This window comes from Sorangium sp. So ce590 (assembly GCF_051521365.1).
Taxonomy (GTDB): domain Bacteria; phylum Myxococcota_A; class Polyangia; order Polyangiales; family Polyangiaceae; genus Sorangium.
In genome coordinates, this window is the sequence record NZ_CP150346.1 from 5,282,918 (window position 1) to 5,301,406 (window position 18,489).

Consider the following 18,489-nt stretch of genomic DNA (forward strand, 5'->3'; position numbering starts at 1 on the left):
GGGCGATAGAGGAGCGCCATGCTCACGCCACGACCCCCGGCGAAGGCGCTCCTCCACCCGTGACGGCGCCGGCCCCGCGCGAGGCCCCCCCGCCTCCGGCGAGGAGGAGCGTCTCCGGCAGCATGGCGCTGAAGACCGCGAGCGATCTCGTCTCGCGCGGCGTCCGCATGCTCCTCGCCGTGGTCGCCGCGCGGCAGCTCGGGCCGGCGGGCTTCGGCGACTACAGCTACGCCTTCGCGGTGGGCTTCCTGCTCGGCGAGCTCGCGGACCTCGGCCTGCACCTCTTCATCGCGCGGGAGGTCGCCCGGGATCCGGGCGCTCCCATCGGCCCGCTCGTGCGCCTCAAGCTCGCGGTGACGCTGGCGGCGGGCGGCGTCGGGCTCGGGGTCGGCCTCCTCGCGGACGCGGCCTCGCCGCGCCGCGCGCTCGTGTGGCTGCTGACCGCCGCGTGGCTGATGGCCTCGTTCGTCGAGATGCTGAACCAGGTGTTCCGCGGGCACCAGCGGATGGAGCGCGAGGTGCTCGTGGCGCTCACCATGGCGATCGCGTCCTTCGGGCTGGGGACGGCGGCGCTGCTCTCGGGTCTGGGCGCGCTCGGCCTCGCGTGGGCCCTCGTCGCGGGCCACCTGCTCGCCCTCGCGCTCGCCGTGGCCCTCGCCGCCCAGCTCCTCGAGCGCCGGCCGGGGTCCGGCGGGGGCGCGATGCTCCCGCGGGGCTTCCTCCGGGAGGCTGCGCCTCTCGCGGTGGTGATGCTCGCCAGCCCCACCTACTTCCAGATCGATCTCCTGATGCTGGGCTGGATGAGCACCCCCGGGGCGGTCGGCGACATGAGCGCCGTCCAGCGCGTCATCGGCGGCGCCATGGTGCTGCCGGGCGTCGTGCGCGCGGCGGTCTTCCCCGCCTTCGTCGCCAGCCGCTCGGCGAGCGTCCGCAGGCGCCTCGCCGCGTCCACCTTCCTCGGCCTCATGGCCGCAGGCGTGCTCCTGAGCGCCGCGGTGTGGTGGCTCGGCGCGCCGCTCGTCCGGCTCGTGTTCGGCGCGGAGTACGCGGGCGCCGTGCTGCCGCTGCAGCTCCTGACGACGGCGCTCGTGTGGATGCTGCCGGAGTTCGCCATCGGCCCGATGCTGTTCGCGACGGGCCAGCAGCGCCCGTACGCCGCCCTCTGGGTGGCGAGCGTGCTCCTCATCGCGGCCGGCAACCTGTGGGCGATCCCGGCGCACGGCGCCGCCGGCGCCGCCCTGGTGAAGCTCGTTGTCACGTTCGGCCTTGTGGCAGGCGAGGTGATCGTCCTCTGGCGCGCCCGGGACCGCCTCGGGGCCCCGTGAGCGGCCGCGGAGCGGGCCTCTCCCGCGCTCGTCGATCGCCCGGCGCACGGGTCAGTAGCTCCCCACGCCGAAGAGCATGCGCAGCGGCGTGAGCGCGATGATCTTCAGGTCGAGCCAGAAGCTGGCGTTGGCCAGGTAATAGATGTCGAGGAGGACGCTCTGGTCGAAGGTGACCTGGTTGCGCGCCGCGACCTGCCACAGGCCGGTGATCCCGGGCCGGCCGTCGCTGCGAAGCCGGTGCCACGCCTTCAGCGCGTCGAACTCCGCCATCGGATAGGGCCTGGGGCCCACGAGGGCCATGTCGCCGGTGAGGACGTGGAGAAGCTGGGGGACCTCGTCGAGGCACAGCCAGCGGAGGACGCCGCCCAGCCGCGTGATGCGCGGATCCCTGGGGTGCTTGGGGATGACGACCCCGTCCTCGCGCACGAAGCCGGGGATGTCGCCGCGGATGACCGAGAGCCGCGCGGCGTCGCCCTCATCCTCGCCGTCCCGGCGCCGCGCCCGCATCGTCCGGTACTTGAAGAAAGCGAACGGCTCCCCGCCCAGCCCTGCGCGCGGGGCGACGTGGAACGCCCCGCCCGGGGACTCGATGCGGATCAGCAGCGCGATCGTGAGCCACAGCGGCGCGCCCCCGAGCAGCACCGACAGGGCCACGAGCTTCTCGACGGCCCGGGTCGCGGCGGCGTCGAGGCCGCTCCGCTCGCCCGAGCCGAATCGGATAACCGGGATCCCCTCCGCGGTCCGCTCGGTGAGGCCGAGGCGCGCCGCGAGCCACTCGAGGTCCCGCGACGCGATCGCGACGGGCCGCGCCTGTCCGCCCGCCCGCCGCAGCACCTCCCCGATGGCGTCGAGGCCCTCGACGGCGATGGGAGCGCTCGGATCCAGCGGAGGAGGCGACGCGGTCTCCCTGCCAGCGAAGGACGTCGGTGCACAGCTCAAGCAAACCTCCTGGGGGTGTCCGGTCCGGCGTCGCGACGGTGCCCCGCGCTGCCGGACGCGCTGCCGTCTCGTCTCAGCCCTCTCTCAGCTGCTCCCCGAACGCCCGGCGTGTTCGCCACCGCGCCCACGCCGGGAAGAGCTCTCCCACCGCGCTGCGGAGGCGGAGCCGCAGCGCGGCGCTCCCGCGCGCCCGCGGCGCGCGCCAGAGCGCGGCCACGCTCTCGGCGACCCGGTCCACCGGGACGCCGCCGTCCTGCGGTCGAGACACCGCCCCCCGGCGCCGCCGCTCGTCCTCGTGCAGGCCCGTATCCACCCAGCCGGGGTGCACCTGCGAGACCCGGATCCCCCGGGGCGCGAGCTCGAGCTCGAGCGCGTCGCTGAGGCCACGGACGGCGAACTTCGTGGCGCAGTAGACGCTCTTCAGCGGCACGGCGCGGAACGAGACCTCGGATCCCACGTTGATGATGTGCCCTCCCCCGCCGCCCATGGCCTGCACCGCGTGCCGGCAGCCGAGGAGGACGCCGACGAGGTTGGTGCGGACGATCGACTCGACCTCCTCGAGAGCCATCTCGTCGAGGCGCCCGTAGCCCTCCCGGGCAGCGTTGTTGACGACGACGTCGATCCCGCCCAGGAAAGCGCGCGCCGCGCCGAAGAAGGCGCCCTGGGAGGCGTCGTCGCCGACGTCCACCGCGCCCGTGCCGAGCCGGCGGCCCGCGTGCTCCGACGCGAAGCGCTGCTGCAGGGCGAGGAGCCCCTCCTCGCCCCGCGCGCCGGCGAAGACCCGGTGTCCCTCCTGCAGCGCGCGCGCCACGACGGCCCGCCCGATCCCGCGCGAGCCGCCGAGCACGACGATGGCGAGGGCGCGCTCAGGCACGCGCGACCCGCGCCAGCAGATCTCGCCCCAGGCTGCGCACGAGGAGCTGTTCGTTGCTCACGAGGTGCTGCTGGTTGAGCCACGGCGCCGCGCACGCGAAGCAGCCATGATCGCTCAGGTGCTCCCACGCGGCCCGGAAGCCGACCTCCAGCACGTTCTTCGCGGGGAAGTCCGAGAGCCGCTGGTTGCACGGATACATGCGTCCATCTCCGTCGATGAACGCATAGTACCGGCCCGCGCTGCACGGGAGGTACGGGAAGCTCGCCCGCCGCGCCTCCTCGGTGACGCGGTCCTCGCCGTGGTGCTCCCACCAGCGCGCCATGTTCTCCCAGACGCGCTCGCGGAAGACCAGGGGCGCCCCCTCGCGCTTGAGGGCGAGCAGGGCGTCGGCCAGGACCTGGCGCTCGCCCGCGTCGAGGGAGTTGTCGCCGTGGATGCGCAGCTGACGGTCGGACTGCGGGGCGTAGCTCATCACGACCTCGAGCCGCGCGTCGAAGCGGGTCGCGAGGTCGAGGAGCCAGGGCACCTGATCCTTGTTCCGGCGGTTCAGCACCGCCTTCACGATGCGCGGGATGCCGCGCGCCTGGCATACCTCCAGCGCCCCGACCGAAACGGCGAAGGTCCCCTCGCCGCGATTCAGATCGTTGATAGGCGCTGGCCCGTCGACGCTCACGACGATCGAGCTCAGATGCACGAGCTCGTCCACGCGCTCCTTGACGCGGAATCCGCTGGTGACCATCCCCACCGAGATCCCTCGGCTCACCGCCCGATCGACGATCCGGCCGATCGATTTGTGCAGCATCGGCTCACCGCCCGTGAGCGTCATGACAGCAGTCCCGAGCTCCGCCGCATCGTCTACAATGGCGCACAGCTGCTCATAGTGAAACTGCCCGATGCTGTCCCGCCGGTGGTGGTAGTCTCCGTAGCAGTACTCGCAGCTCAGGTGGCACCGGTTGGTCACGGAAACGTCCACCCAGACGGGACGCGCTTCGCGGGCGAGCTTGGCGCGAACGAGTGAGCCCAGGTACCGAGGAGAGCGGTGCACGCCCGGCAGTATAGGGAACTGGCACCCGGATGTCATCCACTCTTTATAATTACATTTTCCTATGGTAAAGGTTCGAGGGTTCAAGATGTTCCGGAGCTCTTACCGAGCGGCCGTCAAGGAGGCATTTTTGCGATGAGCGCGAGCAAGCGAATCCTGGTCACTGGTGGGGCAGGTTTCCTCGGGTCGCACCTCTGCGCTCGGCTGCTGGCCGAGGGCAACACCGTGATCTGCGTCGACAGCATGGTGACGGGGCGCGAGGAGAACCTCGCGCCGCTGATCAAGAACCCACGGTTCCAGTGGCATCGCTGCGACGTCAGCGAGCCGTACCATTTCGAGGTCGACCAGATCTACAACATGGCCTGCGCGGCATCACCGCCGAAGTACCGGGCCGATCCGGTGCACACGCTCAACACGAACGTCTTCGGCGCGATCAACGTCCTCCGGCTCGCCGAGAAGCTGGGAGCCCGCGTCCTGCAGGCCTCCACGTCCGAGGTCTATGGCGACGCGCTGGTCCACCCCCAGCACGAGGATTACTGGGGGAACGTCAACCCGATCGGGCCGCGGGCCTGTTACGACGAGAGCAAGCGGGTGGCGGAGACCTACTTCTGGGAGTACCGCCAGACCCGGAACGTCGACACCGTCATCGTCCGCATCTTCAACACCTACGGGCCGAACATGGCCCGGGACGACGGCCGGGTCATCGCCAATTTCGTGGTCAAGGCGCTGCGCGGCGAGGCGCTGGAGCTGTACGGCGGCGGCGATCGCACGCGCTCGTTCTGCTTCGTGAGCGACCTGATCGAGGGGCTGGTTCGCGTGATGAACGCCGGGGACCTGACCGGGCCCGTCAACCTCGGGAATCCGGCCGAGACGACGATGACGGCGCTCGCCGAGCTCATCATCCGCAAGACCGGCGGGCGCGCGAAGCTGACGATGGGCGCTGCCGTGATCGACGACCCCCACCGGCGCAGGCCCGACATTTCCCGGGTCAGCGAGCTCCTCGGCTGGCGTCCGGTCGTGGATCTCGAGTCGGGCCTCGATCGCACGATCGACTGGTTCCGCCCGCGCGTCTGACGTGTCGACCCGGGCGGGCGAGCCTGTCGATGCGCTCGCCCGCCACCCTCCATCGATGGGTCCGCGCTCCGGCCGCGCTGCGCTCAGCCGCCCTTCGAGGGGAGGCGACCGGAGGTGGCCATGACGCGCCCGCCGCGGCCGGCGCGGACGTCCGCCAGGATCCGATCGCGTCGCGCCGTGATCTGCCGTCCGAGCGCGCGGTGGAGCACGGCCCTGAGGGCCATCCCTCCCAGCCCGCGCACGACGGCGCCCGGCCCGGGAGCCGACTTCAACCGTTCCATGAGGATCCGCGGCGCGGTCTGCATCGAGAGCAGGCGGGCGTCGTCACGCCGATAGAGCTCCGGGTAGCTCGAGCGGAGCTGCTCTCTCGCGGCGGCGTTGCGCGCCAGCGCGCGGACGACGTCGGCCATGCTGTCGACCTCGAAATGGATGGGCGCCTCGGGGACCACGACAAGCGTGTCGCCCGCGACGAGCGCGGTGAGCCACGAGTCCTCGGTGACGAGATCGATGGGCAGCCGAGGGAGCGTTCCCTCGCACGGCAGCCCTCGGTCCGCCATCACCGCGCCCAGGCGGTCGCGGTCGATGGCGTAGAGGCGACCGGAGATGTAGTCCTGACCGAGGCTCGTCGTGAGCAGGCGGATGACGGTGCCGAGCGGCGCCGGCGGCACCCCGCGCGGCTGCTCGAACGCCGCGGCGACGGCGGCGCGCGGCGAGCGCTCCAGGGCGCGCAGCAGGGCCGAGATGGCGCCCGGGGTCGGGCGCACGTCCGCGTCCGTGAACACGAGGCGGCTGTTGCGCGCCCGGGTCACAAGGGCGTTCCAGGCGTGGTTCTTGCCAAGGTCGCTCTGGATGACGGCGAGTCGCGGCTCCCGCCCTCGAAAGGCGTCGACGACGCCCTCGGTGCCGTCGGTGCATCCGTTGAGGCAGACGAGGATCTCGTCCACGTCGGGACCGAGCCGCGACAGCTCGGTGAGGGTCGCCTCGATGGTGCAGACTTCGTTGTACGCCGGCAGGCAAACACTGGCTGGCATCGGCTCCGACGCATAGCACCGCGCCGGCTCGGATGTCACGCGGAGCGCGGCCCGCACCGGCGTCTCCCGGGGTGCGTCGGCGAATCGGCAATGACGCCCAGGGGACGACCACCGAATCGGCGATCAGCATCGCCGGTCTACCTGGGGTCGTCGTGTCAGCCGGCCAGTACGACGCTGCCGCCTTGACGACGTGGCCGGGCGCGCCTTGTATGAGCGGATGCTCCGAGCGATCGCCGAGGACGTGTGGGCTTACGAGAGGGACCTGCGGCTGCCGGTCGGCTACCTGCCGTCGCGCGCGACCGTCGTGCGGCGGGCCGATGGCGGGATCGTCATCCATTCGCCGCTCGCGTTCGACGACGCCGCGGCCCGGGCGATCGACGCGCTCGGCGAGGTGCGCGCCATCGTCGCCCCGAGCCGCCTCCACCACCTCTTCGTGAAGGCCGCGACCGAACGCTGGCCGCGCGCGAGCGTGCTCGGGGCGCCCGGGCTGGAGAAGAAGCTGTCCGGCCTTCGCTTCACCCCGCTGTCTCGGTCCGGCGTCATGCCCGAGCTCGGCGACGACCTCGGCGTTCGCCTCGTGGAGGGCGTGCCGTACATCACGGAGCACGTGTTCCTGCACGCGCGCTCGCGGACGCTCATCGTGACGGATCTCCTCTTCAACGTGCACGAGGTCCGCAGCTTCGGCATGAAGGTCTTCCTCTGGCTCGGCGGCGCGTGGAAGAAGACCGCGCAGGACCACGTGTGGCGCGTGCTCATGAGGGACCGCGCCGCGGCCTCGCGGAGCGTCGCCGACGTCCTCGCGTGGGACTTCGAGCGCGTCGTCGTCGCCCACGGCGACGTCGTCGAGGGCGACGCGAAGGACCGGGCGCAGCGGGCGCTCGCCTGGATCGGCGGCGGGGCCACCCCGCTCCTGCCGGCGAGATGAGAGCGCGCGGGCTCTCTCGGCGCCCTTGGCGCTCCTGGCGTTCTTCTTGAGGGGAGCGTCGACGGTGCGACGGTAGGGTCGATATGCCGGACGCGGCACCGGCGCTGCCCGACGAGCCGCCGGGCGGAGGTCGTCAGACAGCGCCTGTCACCGCGCTAGTTGGAGCGGGTCGCCGGGTACCTGTAGAAGTTCTGCGCCCACTCGATGGTCCAGATCGTCGGCTCCACGTACAGGTTCTTGTCCGTGCCGAGGATCATCTCCCGCTTCATCTTCGCCATCGCCGCGAGGAAGACGCGGCGGTCGTCCTCCATCCGCGACCGCATCACGGACGAGGGCGGGTACAGCTCCTTGACCTGCGCCACGACCGCGGGGTCGTCGACCCACCCGTCGACCCCGTGCTCGCCCTTCGGGAGGCGCTCGCCGCCGGCGTCCAGCCAGTCGCGCAGATCGTTGTTGCCGCGGTTCATGCCGTCCGCGTGGCAACCGATGCACGAGCTGCCGGTGTTCAGGCGGCGGTCCTGGGCGGCGAAGCCGAGCGTGCTGTTGATCGCCGCGTCCGAGGCGTTCCGGAGGATGCGCGGATCGCGCACGATGTTGACGAAGGCGTCGACGCGGCGCTGGTTGAAGCCGCCCCACAGGGAGTACCCCTGCAGGCCGTTCGGCAGATCCCAGATGACCTCCTCGGCCGACTGCTGGAGCCCGTCGGTCCCTGTGTAGTAGCGGCAGTTCACGAAGCCGCTGCCACCGTAGCTCGGCGCCGCGTCGCACCCCGGCGGCTCCGTGCCCTGGGGCTGAGCCAGGGTCGCGATGAAGCTGTAGTTGTTCGCCGTGCCGCCGATGCCGGTCCCGCTGATGAACTTCGGGATCGGGTGCGCCCAGAAGGGGAACCGGATCTGCCCCGACTCGTACGCCTGCTCGATCGTGTTCACGCCGTCGAGCTGCCCGGAGAAGACGTCCCACGTCTTCCAGTAGTACCCGCCGCGCCTCGTCTTCGCCCTGAAGTACATGCGGGAGTCGACGGTGATGGCCTGCTTGGTGACCATATACTCGTACGACTTCATCCCCGCGTCCTTGATGACGCCGAGCTCGCTCTCGAGATCCTGAGCGTACCAGGGGATCGCCATGATGGAGTTGTAGACGTCCGGACGGGTCAGCGTGTAGACGAGCTGGCTCGCCTCGATGTAATCCGTCTTGAAGCCGTCGATGTAGGGCGGCAGCACCGCGCTGTCCGTGGCGCCTTCCACGTTGCCGGCGAGGACGCGACCCCAGACCAGGCGCGCGAAGCTCGGATCCCTCTGGACCTCCGAGGTGTACCGGTACTTCTCCCTGAACGTGACATCGGAGCCGACCGGCTCGCCCAGGTAGTTGACGCTGGTCCTCCCGAAAAAGACGTCGTCGTCCGACCCGCCGAAATGGAGCTTCGTGACGCCCTTGTTGTAGCCCCAGTAGTTGCGGGTATCGAAGCGGTAGACGATGCCTTTGCCGTTGATGTCCACCGGGTTCACGATCGTGGGAGCCCAGCGCGCGGTCGAGTTCAGCGCCTTCGACAGCCCGACGCGGGCCACGTTCATCTCCTCCGCCGAGACGCCCTTGTTGTGGATCTCGTGCAGCGAGGCGTACTTGATGAACTCCGCGTCGGCCGCGGGAACGGTGGCCTTGTCCGTCGCGATCCACGACTTGACCGTGGCCTCGGCGACCTGCTCGCCGGCCGCGACGGGGCGCGGGGTCACCGGCAGGGTCGACGAGACGGCGTTTGCCCACGCCTGCACGGCGGAGAGCATCTGCGTGTTCGCGTCCCTGCAGCTCGAGCCGAAGCAGTTGTGCCGGTCGATGCCCATCCGGACAACGAGCTTGGAGTCCGCCGGCTTCTTGAAGTTCACGCGCGTGAGCGCGTACTCGTGGGCCAGCGCCGGATCGACGTCGGCGTGGAGGGGCGCCTGGGCCTTGCCCGTCGAGCTATGGCAGCCCGAGCAGTTGGCGGTCAGCAGCGGATAGACCGTCGTCTTGAAGGCCGCGAGCGACGTGGCCATGTCGAAGTTCATCTCGCTCGGAATGCAGACGGCCTCGACGTTGACGCCGCCCTTGCCGTTCGGGAGCTGGCTATAGCCGAGCCCGCACCCGGACGCCGGGGAAACCCCCGTATCGCCGCCGGTGCCGCCCGTACCGCCGGTGCCGCCCGTACCGCCGGTGCCGCCCGTACCGCCGGTGCCGCCCGTACCGCCGGTGCCGCCCGTACCGCCCGCGCCGCCGGTGCCGCCCGCGCCGCCGGTGCCGCCCGCGCCGCCGGCCCCGCCCGCGCCGCCGGCCCCGCCCGCGCCGGTCCCGGTCGTCGACGAGGAGGTCGTCGATGACGAGGAGGTCGTCGACGACGAGGAGGTCGACGACGAGGTCGAGGAGCCCGCCACGGCCCTCATCGAGAACATCTGGTTCTGTCCGTTGGCCCAGCTCCACTGCTGGAGGCCGGCGCCGTCCGACGTCGAGCGCCCCGCGACGTCGAGCACCTTGTTGCTGTTGCGGTTCGTGAGCCGCTGGTTGGCGCCGACGTCCGCGATAGAAAATTGCTGGCTCGTGGCGTTGCCGCAGCTGGACTGGACGATGGTGGCGCCGTTCGACGTCGACCCTGCGTTGACCCCGAGGCAGAGGCCGCTGTTCACGTTGCGCAGCCGGAAGAAGTTGTTGCCCGCGGACTCCACCCGAAACAGCTGGTTCGTGTTGCCGGTGCTGCAGGTGGCGATCTGCGCGGCCGCCGAGCTCGACCTGCTCGCGCCGCGGATCTCCACGCACTTGTTGCTGTGCACGCCGACGATCGTGTACGCCGCGCTCGGATCGATCGTGAGGCTCTCGTCGAGCTCGCCGCCTTCCTCGCTGTCGTAGTCCTCCGCGAGACCTACGCAGGAGACGGCGAGAAGGCCCGTCGCGGCGGCAAGCAAGGCATGCCTGGATGTGAGTCTCATAGGATTTTCCTCATGATTGTAACCAAGTAAAAAAGCCGATCTGTTTACAGCTCGACGCTGCCCTTCGTTGATCGGACGCGCTCGCCGCGCGGTGAAGGTTAAGGCTGCCGAGATATCGCCGCGGTGGCCGTCCGGTGAAGCTCTCTCGCGAGGTGCACGGAGCAAGTGGGCGCGTTCCGTGCTCGGTCAGGCACTGCGACGAGGGTAGTTATTGTTTCATGTCGACTTGCAGGTCAAGAAGAACCTGTATTTCGAGGTGTTTTGCGAGACGACGTGACTATTCCGAAGTCACGACAACGGCCGTTATGAGGTGACAATTGGTAGCGCAATATCCGACACCGACCGAAGCCTCGGCGGCTTTCGTCCGCGAGTTCGCCCGTGAGACTGAACTGGTTAAGCCGTATTTGAATCGAGCACGCTGCGACTCCCGGGTGGATCCACCAGCGACCAGGTCTTCGCGAGCGCCGACGGCTTCACGAATCCAGGTGGGCCGGTTCTTTTGCGCGGTGACTGGACGGGATGGCACGAGCGGCCGAGGGGCCGGGGCACCAGAACGTCAGGAGAAGAATTTTGACGCACAGGCGTCAAGATGCCAATCGCGCCCGCGAGACAGGAAATTTCGGCACTCCCTGGTGTTTATGCGCCCTGGGCGCTCCTGGCGCTCTCGGCGGATTGATCCAGATTCCTGCGCCAGAGGCCGCCGAGCGCCGCGCCGGCAGCTCGGGGATCATGGTAAAACGCCCGGCCGGGGCGGGCTCGCATCCCAAGCCGCCCTCAGCTCTTGTCTCTTGTTGCTCGGGAGGACCGATGTCCGACATGCTCGTCAATCTGCTCAAGCTGCCGCCGCTCGAACCGGTGATCGAGGCCATGCGGCGGGCCTCCGTCGTCGTGCGGCGGGCGGCGCCATACGAGATCACGCGCGTCCGGCGGTTCGTCGAGCAGCGCTTCACGACGGCCTGGGCCGATGAGATCAGCGTCGGCTACGCGAACAAGCCCATCAGCATCTATCTCGCGATCCGCGACGGCGAGGTGATCGGCTTCTCCGCCTACGAGTGCACCCGCCGCGGCTTCTTCGGCCCGACCGGCGTCGCCGAGAGCGAGCGCGGCCACGGGGTCGGCAAGGCGCTGCTCCTCGCCTCCCTGCACGGCCTCGCGCAGATGGGCTATGCGTACGGCATCATCGGCGGCGTCGGACCTGCCGAGTTCTACGCGCGCACGGTCGGCGCGACGCTCATCCCCGACTCCGCCCCTGGGGTCTACGCCGACCCGCTGAGCAACCCGGCCCAGAGCGACGGCGCGGAGCCGCCGCGCTGACTGGCGTCGGGGCGCAGGGCTGGGACGATAGGGTTCGGCCGATAACGCGCGTCGGGGATGAGCCGCAGCGGTGGACGAGCGGAGTCGGCGAGCGGGACAGCGAGGTTGACCGAGCGGTCCTCTTGACGAAACCGTCGGCGAGGGGAAGGATGCGGCCTCCCGAGCTCCGGTGGAGGCCAAGATGAAGCTCTATTTCAGCCCTCGCGCCTGTTCGCTCTCTCCCCATATCGCGCTGCGCGAGGCTGGCCTGGAGTTCGACCTCGAGCGCGTCCACCTCGGCACGAAGAAGACGAGTTCGGGCGCCGATTTCACCCGGATCAACCCCAAGGGCTACGTCCCCGCGCTCGAGCTCGAGAGCGGTGAGGTGCTCACGGAGGGGGCGGCGATCGTCCAGTATATCGCCGATCGGAAGCCCGAGTCCGGGCTCGCGCCCCCGGCAGGCACCCTCGGTCGCTACCGGCTGCAGGAGTGGCTCAGCTTCATCGGCACCGAGCTGCACAAGCCGTTCGCGCCCCTCTTCAAACCCAGGCTGCCGGAAGAGCAGAAGAGCGCGGCCAGGGCCTACCTGGGCCGGCGCTTCGGTTACGTGGCGCAGCGCCTCGACGGCACCGCGCACCTCCTCGGCGAGCAGTTCACGGTGGCGGACGCCTACCTCTATACCGTGCTCACCTGGACGAAGCTCGCAGGCGTCGATCTCGGCGGCTGGCCTGTCCTCGGCCAGTACAGAGAGCGCGTCGGCGCCCGTCCTGCCGTGCAGGCCGCCGTCGCGGCCGAGCAGCGGATGTAGCGGCCCCTTCCCCCTCCAAGCGCCTCGACGGACCGCGATCACGAGCTTGCCGACGTGCTCGCCCCGGGCGCTCGCCCTGCCGCTGACGATCAGGAGCGGCGCGAGGGGCTACCTGTGCATCGCGATGTCGTTGCGGGGGAACGGCTTGATGCGCCGGGTGAGCCTCCCCGCGGACGGGGTCGACGGGGTGGGCTTCACCCGCCCTGGGGACCGCGCGGGGCGCGCGGTGGGCTTCTTCTTCGCGCCTGGCCGGGTCGCCTCGCTCCCAGGCGTGTTCTCGGGCCGCTCCGGCGTGGCGCCGGCCTGGACGGGCTCCGGGAGCTCCGGCGCGAGCAGCAGCCGCGGCGTATCCACGACGCTGGCGAGGAGCATCGCCTCGGTCGAGCCGGTCAACCCGGCGCCGCGGGAGGCGACGGCCGCGAGCGCGGCGCCGTCGGCGGGGGACGCGATGTGCCGGACGCCGAGGAACAGGCCGACGCCTGCGACCACGGCGCCGACGGCGACGATCGTGGCGAGCCGCACCGAGGGCCTGAGCTTCTTGCGGCTCGAGGTCGCCATCAGGACCGTCGTCGAGCGATCGGGGGCGTCTGCCTCGCAGGGATCCGTCTCCGTCAGCGCGAACGTCCGGGGCCCCGGCGCGGGGTGGCGCCGGGTGACCGCGCTGTCCTGCTCGCTCGTGATCCGGGACGTGGGCAGGATCTCCGCGCCGGCGTCTCGGGCTGCGGGGTCCCACGACTCGGCGCTCCGCTTGCGCGAAGAGAGCGCCCGCTCCAGCGCGTCGGCCATCTCCCTGGCGGATCCGAAGCGCGCGCTCGGGTCGAACTGCAGGGCCTTGCGCATCCAGTCGTCGAGGGCGGGCGGCGCCTCGGGCCGGAGCGCGCTCGGCGGCCTGAACTTGCCCGTGTGCACGGAGAGCGTGAGCGCCACCAGCGTATCCCCGCCGAACGGGGCCTGCCCGGTGATCGCGTGGTAAGCCACGACGCCGAGCGCCCAGAGATCCGCGCGAAAATCGAGGTCCTGCGAGCTGATGAGCTGCTCGGGGCTCATGTAGAGCGGCGTCCCCACGACGTTCCCCGTCGAGGTGACGCCCAGGTCCCGGGCCCGCTTTGCGATGCCGAAGTCGAGCACCTTGACGAAGGTCTCCCCGTCCACCTCGGTCAGGAACAGGTTGTCCGGCTTGATGTCGCGGTGGACGATGCCGAGCCGGTGCGCCTGCCCCAGCGCCTTGGCCGTCTGCGCCACGATGCGCGCCACCTCGCCGAGCGGCAGCCGGCCCAGGCGGCGGATGCGGGCCCTGAGGTCCTCGCCGCGGAGGAGCTCCATCGCGATGTACGGCATGCCCTCCGCCGTCAGCCCGTGATCGAGGACCTGGGCCACGTGCGGGCTCGTGATCTGCGCCGCCGCGACCGCCTCTCGCCGGAATCGCTCCACGTAGCCCGGATCGTCCGCGAACTCGGGCGACATGAACTTCACGGCCACCTGCGCCTTCAGCGAAAGGCGATCGGCGACCCATATGCTCCCCATCCCGCCCCGCCGGAGAATGCGTACGAGCCGCAGCGCAGGGGTCACCATCTGTCCGGTGTGCAGGGGCATACCTCTGCTACTCCTTCTCGAAGAGGCCCGAGCCGGTGGTTCGTGTCGGCTCTAGCCGATAACTCGCGTAATTAGATCATTACGACGCCTTCATTGCCCCTGCAAGAGAAACAAGTGTTCTCCGCAACGTCGTGATGTCGCATTGTTGAGATTCCCACTTCCCACGACCGCACGGATCCCGCGGAGGGTCCACGCGTGATACCGCCGGGCTCACGGCATGGACGGACACCTGGAATGCACCGATGTCGGCGCACAGGCGCACAGGCGCACAAATATCATCCAATCGGTCGAGTCCACGTGACGACACGCACGATGTAAGGAGATTCCGGAGCCGCGCTCCGCCGCGCGCCGCACCGGTGGCCTGACGGAGCGAGAGGCGGGTCGTGCCACACGGCGGGTCGCCCCTCGCCCTGGGAGCGGAGGCGGCCGTGAAGATCAGCGTTGAACGCGAGGATGGGGAGAGACGCAGAGACGCCCAGCGACAGAATGCGAACGGGCGAGGACGAGATAGCCGGGATCGGCGAGCGGCGCGCCGCGCGCTCTCGAGCTCAACCCTTGGAGGGCTTCGGCCCGAGCGGGCCCCCGTCGCCCGGCATCCGCTCGTAGACGCCGGGGTGCGAGGCGGCGAGCCACTGGTTCACGTGGCTCATCACCTGCGGGCGCTCGGTCCTGAGCTGCAGGTAGCGCTGGCCGCGCGGGACGAGCACCTGCTCGGTCAGGTTGCCGCCGAACTGCTCCGCCAGCACCTGCACGACCGACGCCACATCGAAGAACTTGCAGCTGAACAGATCGAAGAACGCCTCTTCGCTGTCGGGGAAGATGTGCAGCGTGATGTGCGACTCCGCGATCATCACCATCGCGCTGATCACCGGGGCCCCATCGCGCGTCGCCGTCTTCACCACGAAGGGGCGCATGATCGGGGTCATCCCGATCTTCGACGGCAGGCTATCGAAGATGTCGAAGAGCGTGTCGAGCGAGGTGGGCCCGCGGTACGGGCTGAACTGCAGGAAGAGGTGGGGGCCGAAATCGGCATCGGGGCTCACCACCTCGTGCCCCCTGCGCTCCTGGAGATCGCCGCCGTCGCCGCGATCGACCGTCTGCGTGAACACGCTGCGGCAGGGGAGCGTCGTCTGGAGCATCAGCTGAACGCGCTGGGGATCGAACGCCCCCGGGTACACGAGATCCGCGAAGAAGCACTCGCGGAAGCTGAAGGTGTGGATGGTGAGATGGCCGCCGAGCAGCAGCACGAAGGCGCTGATGCCGCAGTCCTCGGCCACGACGCCGTTGTAGTACGGGAGGATGAACGGAGGCATCACCGGCTTCAGCCGAAGCACGCCGGGCACCTCCTCCAGGAGCTCCTGCGCCAGCTTCACATCGTCAAAACGGCTGCGGAAGCCGTGGAAGCCATCCATCGTGAAATGGGTGAGGTTCTTGCGTGCCTTATCCATGTTGCCCCTTCGTCGATGAGTTGAGCGATGCTACTCCACGCGGAGCAGGCGCGAGCGGAGAAATTTCGCGAGCTGCCTTTCATCCGCACATTCGTGTGCGCCATCCGATGATCAGGTGGGGAAGCTGGATACAAGCATGGCTGTCGTGCGGCCATGGCCCGCGATCCGCCGCCGCTTCGCCCATCGGCTCACCTCGCCGTGCACGATGAGCTCGCCGGGACGGCGCACGATACGGCAGCGCTCGCCCGCCGCCGGGCTCCCCCTCTTGGAACGGTCGCCGCCCCCGCTGCGCAGCGGGGGCGGCGAGGCCCGCGGGAAGGCAGGAGACGCTTGACTTCAAAAAAAGTCTTTCATTTCGCTTCCAGGCGGCGTGATGACTGGCTTCCAGCCCACGCGCCGAGTCGCTTCCGGACCACGCGACCGGCGGCGCGCATGTCGGTCAGGCAGCGCAGGAGTCGTGGAACTGGACGATATCGATGGGACGCTCGGCGTCCAAGGCGGGCCTGTCTTGCGCGCCGCGCGCGGGGCGCTCGAAGCCCCCTTTGCGGCGCCCCGAGGCCGTTTCCCCGCTCCCCAGCGCGGCGCGGCGCGCGCGCTCCCCCCGGGGATCACGCGCTGCGACAGGCGGGTTGGCCCCGGAAGCGAGCCAGAACCTCTCTCGCTTTCGGGATGCCGGCACACTGAAAGAGTCCACGAGGACGGCCCGGACGCCCTCGGGGGCGCGCGTTGCGCCGGCGGAGGAAATCCACCTGTTGTGGATCAGGTGGCGGGGTGCGATAAAAATTGAAGCCCAGGTGTCATCCATCGTTGCCCCGACGCGCGCACGCGTAGAATCGCTGGAGCCATGACCCGATCCCCCTCCGACAAGGACGCGCACAAGAAGGCACCGGTCAGCCCCGTGTCGTCGCGAGGGACCCCGCCGGAGACGATCCCGGCGCGCGGCAACACCATCGGCAGCTACGTGCCTCCGGCGCCGCACCCGGCGCGCAACAACAACAGCAGCGGCCTGCCGCCGGGGCCGGCATCGAACCGCGGCGGCAGCACCCTCCCTCCCCCGCAGGCCGCGCCGCCCGCGGCGCGCGGCAGCCACTTCCCGACCGACGCGCGCGTGCGGCGAGAGCGGCCGAGCGCCTCGAACGCGCTGCACGGCAGCCACCCCGCGCAGGACGCGCGCTGGCGCGAGCGGTCGATCGGCGCGGGCGGCGCGGGCGGCGCGGGCGGCGCGGGCGGCGCGGGCGGCGCGGGCGCGGCGCGCGGCGGCCAGGCGCTGCAGGATCCGTTCGATCGATGGGACCCGCCGGAGGGGCCGCTCGCGATGCCCGCGACCGAGCCGCCGAGCTCGCGGGCGCCGGAGATGTCGCGCCACGACGACGCGGGCCGCGGCCACGCGCCGGCCTCGGCGCCGGGCAGGCGCGCCTCGCCCGTCGGCCCGCCCTCGGCGCACCAGCCGTCGGCCCGCCCGTCGGCGGGGCGCGAGCCGCAGCGGCTCCACGAGCCGCACGGCGGGGGGCACGACCCGTACACGCCCATCAACCAGATCCTCGGCTACACGCGCCTGCTCGTGGCGTCGCTGCAGGGCAAGGTCGCGCCGCAGCACATCGAGGACATCCGCAACATCGAGCTCGCCTCGCGCAAGCTGCTCGGCATCGTGCAGGCGATGGAGAACGGCGATGAGGACGCGCCCTCGAGCGTGAACCTCAACGTCGCCGCCCCGCGCGAGGAGCCCGCGCTCCAGGCCGAGATCGAGGGCGGCGGGCGCGGCGCGATCCTCGTGGTCGACGACAGCCGCGGCAACCGCGACGTGCTCTGCCGCGTGCTGCAGAACAACGGCTTCCGCGCGGTCGCCGCCGAGGACGGCCCCCGCGCGCTCGGGCTCGCCGCGCGCGAGCGGTTCGACGCCGTGCTGCTCGACGTGAACATGCCCGGCATCAGCGGCCTCGGCGTGCTCTCCGCGCTGCGCCAGAGCCGGTCGCAGGCGGAGCTGCCCGTGATCATGGTGACCACGCGGGGCGCGAGCGAGGACGTCGTCGAGTCGCTCAAGCTCGGCGCCAACGACCACGTGACGAAGCCCATCGACTTCGACATCCTGCTCGGGCGCCTCGACACGCAGCTCACGCTGAAGCGATCGCGCGAGCAGCTCTCGCAGCTCGCCGGGGAGCTGTCGGTCAAGAGCGAGTTCATCCGCAAGACGTTCGGCCGCTACCTGAGCGAGGACGTGGTGAACCGCCTGCTCTCCTCGCCCGAGGCCCAGCTCCTCGGCGGCGAGGAGCGCGTGGTCACCATCATGATGACCGACCTGCGCAGCTTCACCACGATGACCGAGAACATGCCGCCCGAGGTCGTCATGCGCCTCTTGAACGGCTACCTCGGCGAGATGGCGCGCATCATCGTCTCGCGCGGCGGCACCATCATCGAGTTCATCGGCGACGCGATCCTCGCGCTCTTCGGCGCGCCGTTCGCCACGGGCGACGACACCCGCCGGGCGGTCGCGTGCGCGCTCGAGATGCAGATCGCGATGGACGTGGTGAACGAGAAGAACAGCGCGGAGGGCCTGCCGACGCTCCAGATGGGCGTCGCGCTCAACACCGGCCCGGTGATCGTCGGCAACATCGGCTCCGAGGCGCGCACGAAATACGGGGTGGTCGGCTCGCAGGTCAACCTGACGTCCCGCATCGAGTCGTGCACGGTGGGCCGTCAGATCCTCATCGCGGACACCACGCGCCGCGCCGCCGGCGCCGGCATCCTGCTCGGTCAGAGCCACGCGCTGGCCGTCAAGGGGTTCTCGCACCGCGTGCTGGTCCACGAGGTGCTGGGCCTCGACAACCCCGAGCGGCTCTACCTGCCCGAGCGGCGCGTCGAGATCCTCGCGCTCTCGTCGCCGCTGCCGGTCGTGTGCGCGCGCCTCGCGGGCAAGCGGGTGGAGGGCGAGCCGCAGTCCGCCTTCATCCTCGGGCTCTCCCCGTTCGGGGCGGTGCTGCGCTTGCACCCCCGCCCTGCGCCGTTCACCAACCTCCAGCTCCACCCGTCCGTGGCGCTCGCGGAGCAGCTCGGCGGCGAGCTGCACGCGAAGGTGATCGAGCTCGACCCGCGCGCCGAGGACGTGGTGCGCATCCACTTCACCTCGTCGCCGCCGGGGCTCGCCGCGCTCGTGCAGGAGCTCCACCGCGCCGAGGCCTAGCGCCT

General features: G+C 70.5%; 13 protein-coding genes. 6 read left to right on the forward strand and 7 right to left on the reverse strand.

The genetic code is table 11. From position 1 onward, the window contains the following. Positions 1-122 precede the first annotated feature (122 nt). The gene (locus WMF28_RS20000; protein ID WP_437603852.1) at positions 123-1,325 is read left to right on the forward strand and encodes an oligosaccharide flippase family protein; all 1,203 of its coding nucleotides are present in this window, start codon (positions 123-125) and stop codon (positions 1,323-1,325) included. Between the two features lie 51 nt (positions 1,326-1,376). Here WMF28_RS20000 and WMF28_RS20005 read toward each other — a convergent pair whose 3' ends face one another. The 3 genes from WMF28_RS20005 to WMF28_RS20015 form a co-directional block, all read right to left on the reverse strand. Next, positions 1,377-2,264: a sugar transferase gene (locus WMF28_RS20005; RefSeq protein WP_437603853.1), complete on the reverse strand. Its 888-nt coding sequence runs from the start codon at positions 2,262-2,264 to the stop codon at positions 1,377-1,379. Positions 2,265-2,337: 73 nt separating this feature from the next. Continuing rightward, positions 2,338-3,138, reverse strand: coding sequence for an SDR family NAD(P)-dependent oxidoreductase (locus WMF28_RS20010; protein WP_437603854.1), 801 nt, complete (start codon positions 3,136-3,138; stop codon positions 2,338-2,340). Next, on the reverse strand, positions 3,131-4,099 hold the full coding sequence (locus tag WMF28_RS20015) for a radical SAM/SPASM domain-containing protein (RefSeq protein WP_437603855.1): 969 nt from the start codon (positions 4,097-4,099) through the stop codon (positions 3,131-3,133). Before WMF28_RS20015 ends, WMF28_RS20010 begins: the two co-directional genes overlap by 8 nt. A 216-nt stretch (positions 4,100-4,315) precedes the next feature. Here WMF28_RS20015 and WMF28_RS20020 point away from each other — a divergent pair, with 216 nt between their 5' ends. After that, a complete protein-coding gene (locus tag WMF28_RS20020) occupies positions 4,316-5,254 on the forward strand; it encodes a UDP-glucuronic acid decarboxylase family protein (RefSeq protein WP_437603856.1) in 939 nt (312 codons plus the stop codon). 83 nt (positions 5,255-5,337) lie between these two features. On the opposite strand, the gene WMF28_RS20025 is transcribed toward WMF28_RS20020, so the two are convergent. After that, positions 5,338-6,285: a glycosyltransferase family 2 protein gene (locus WMF28_RS20025; protein ID WP_437603857.1), complete on the reverse strand. Its 948-nt coding sequence runs from the start codon at positions 6,283-6,285 to the stop codon at positions 5,338-5,340. A gap of 217 nt (positions 6,286-6,502) precedes the next feature. Between WMF28_RS20025 and WMF28_RS20030 the strand changes: the two genes are divergently transcribed. Next, the gene (locus tag WMF28_RS20030) at positions 6,503-7,210 is read left to right on the forward strand and encodes a DUF4336 domain-containing protein (protein ID WP_437603858.1); all 708 of its coding nucleotides are present in this window, start codon (positions 6,503-6,505) and stop codon (positions 7,208-7,210) included. 155 nt (positions 7,211-7,365) lie between these two features. Here the strand turns inward: WMF28_RS20030 and WMF28_RS20035 are convergent, their stop codons facing one another. Next, entirely contained in the window at positions 7,366-10,164 is a 2,799-nt protein-coding gene (locus WMF28_RS20035) for an RICIN domain-containing protein (protein ID WP_437603859.1), read from the reverse strand. Positions 10,165-10,971: 807 nt separating this feature from the next. On the opposite strand from WMF28_RS20035, the gene WMF28_RS20040 reads away from it, so the two are divergent. Together WMF28_RS20040 and gstA are read left to right on the forward strand one after the other, a co-directional pair. After that, complete coding sequence (locus tag WMF28_RS20040; RefSeq protein ID WP_437603860.1) at positions 10,972-11,478, forward strand: GNAT family N-acetyltransferase; 507 nt, start codon at positions 10,972-10,974, stop codon at positions 11,476-11,478. Positions 11,479-11,659: 181 nt separating this feature from the next. Then, positions 11,660-12,265, forward strand: coding sequence for a glutathione transferase GstA (gene gstA, locus WMF28_RS20045; RefSeq protein ID WP_437603861.1), 606 nt, complete (start codon positions 11,660-11,662; stop codon positions 12,263-12,265). Between the two features lie 108 nt (positions 12,266-12,373). On the opposite strand, the gene WMF28_RS20050 is transcribed toward gstA, so the two are convergent. Then, a complete protein-coding gene (locus WMF28_RS20050; protein ID WP_437603862.1) occupies positions 12,374-13,858 on the reverse strand; it encodes a serine/threonine-protein kinase in 1,485 nt (494 codons plus the stop codon). 548 nt (positions 13,859-14,406) lie between these two features. Further along, a complete protein-coding gene (locus WMF28_RS20055; RefSeq protein WP_437603863.1) occupies positions 14,407-15,306 on the reverse strand; it encodes an S-adenosylmethionine decarboxylase in 900 nt (299 codons plus the stop codon). A gap of 844 nt (positions 15,307-16,150) precedes the next feature. Here WMF28_RS20055 and WMF28_RS20060 point away from each other — a divergent pair. After that, positions 16,151-18,484, forward strand: a complete 2,334-nt coding sequence (locus WMF28_RS20060; protein WP_437603864.1) for a response regulator — start codon at positions 16,151-16,153, stop codon at positions 18,482-18,484. Positions 18,485-18,489: the final 5 nt, after the last annotated feature.

What these genes read in the sequence shown, in the direction of transcription:
- WMF28_RS20000 (WP_437603852.1), top strand. Translation starts at nt 123, where the DNA reads ATGGCGCTGAAGACCGCGAGCGATCTCGTCTCGCGCGGCGTCCGCATG.
- WMF28_RS20020 (WP_437603856.1), top strand. Translation starts at nt 4,316, where the DNA reads ATGAGCGCGAGCAAGCGAATCCTGGTCACTGGTGGGGCAGGTTTCCTC.
- WMF28_RS20025 (WP_437603857.1), bottom strand. Translation starts at nt 6,285, where the DNA reads ATGCCAGCCAGTGTTTGCCTGCCGGCGTACAACGAAGTCTGCACCATC.
- WMF28_RS20030 (WP_437603858.1), top strand. Translation starts at nt 6,503, where the DNA reads ATGCTCCGAGCGATCGCCGAGGACGTGTGGGCTTACGAGAGGGACCTG.
- WMF28_RS20035 (WP_437603859.1), bottom strand. Translation starts at nt 10,164, where the DNA reads ATGAGACTCACATCCAGGCATGCCTTGCTTGCCGCCGCGACGGGCCTT.
- WMF28_RS20040 (WP_437603860.1), top strand. Translation starts at nt 10,972, where the DNA reads ATGTCCGACATGCTCGTCAATCTGCTCAAGCTGCCGCCGCTCGAACCG.
- gstA (WP_437603861.1), top strand. Translation starts at nt 11,660, where the DNA reads ATGAAGCTCTATTTCAGCCCTCGCGCCTGTTCGCTCTCTCCCCATATC.
- WMF28_RS20050 (WP_437603862.1), bottom strand. Translation starts at nt 13,858, where the DNA reads ATGCCCCTGCACACCGGACAGATGGTGACCCCTGCGCTGCGGCTCGTA.
- WMF28_RS20055 (WP_437603863.1), bottom strand. Translation starts at nt 15,306, where the DNA reads ATGGATAAGGCACGCAAGAACCTCACCCATTTCACGATGGATGGCTTC.
- WMF28_RS20060 (WP_437603864.1), top strand. Translation starts at nt 16,151, where the DNA reads ATGACCCGATCCCCCTCCGACAAGGACGCGCACAAGAAGGCACCGGTC.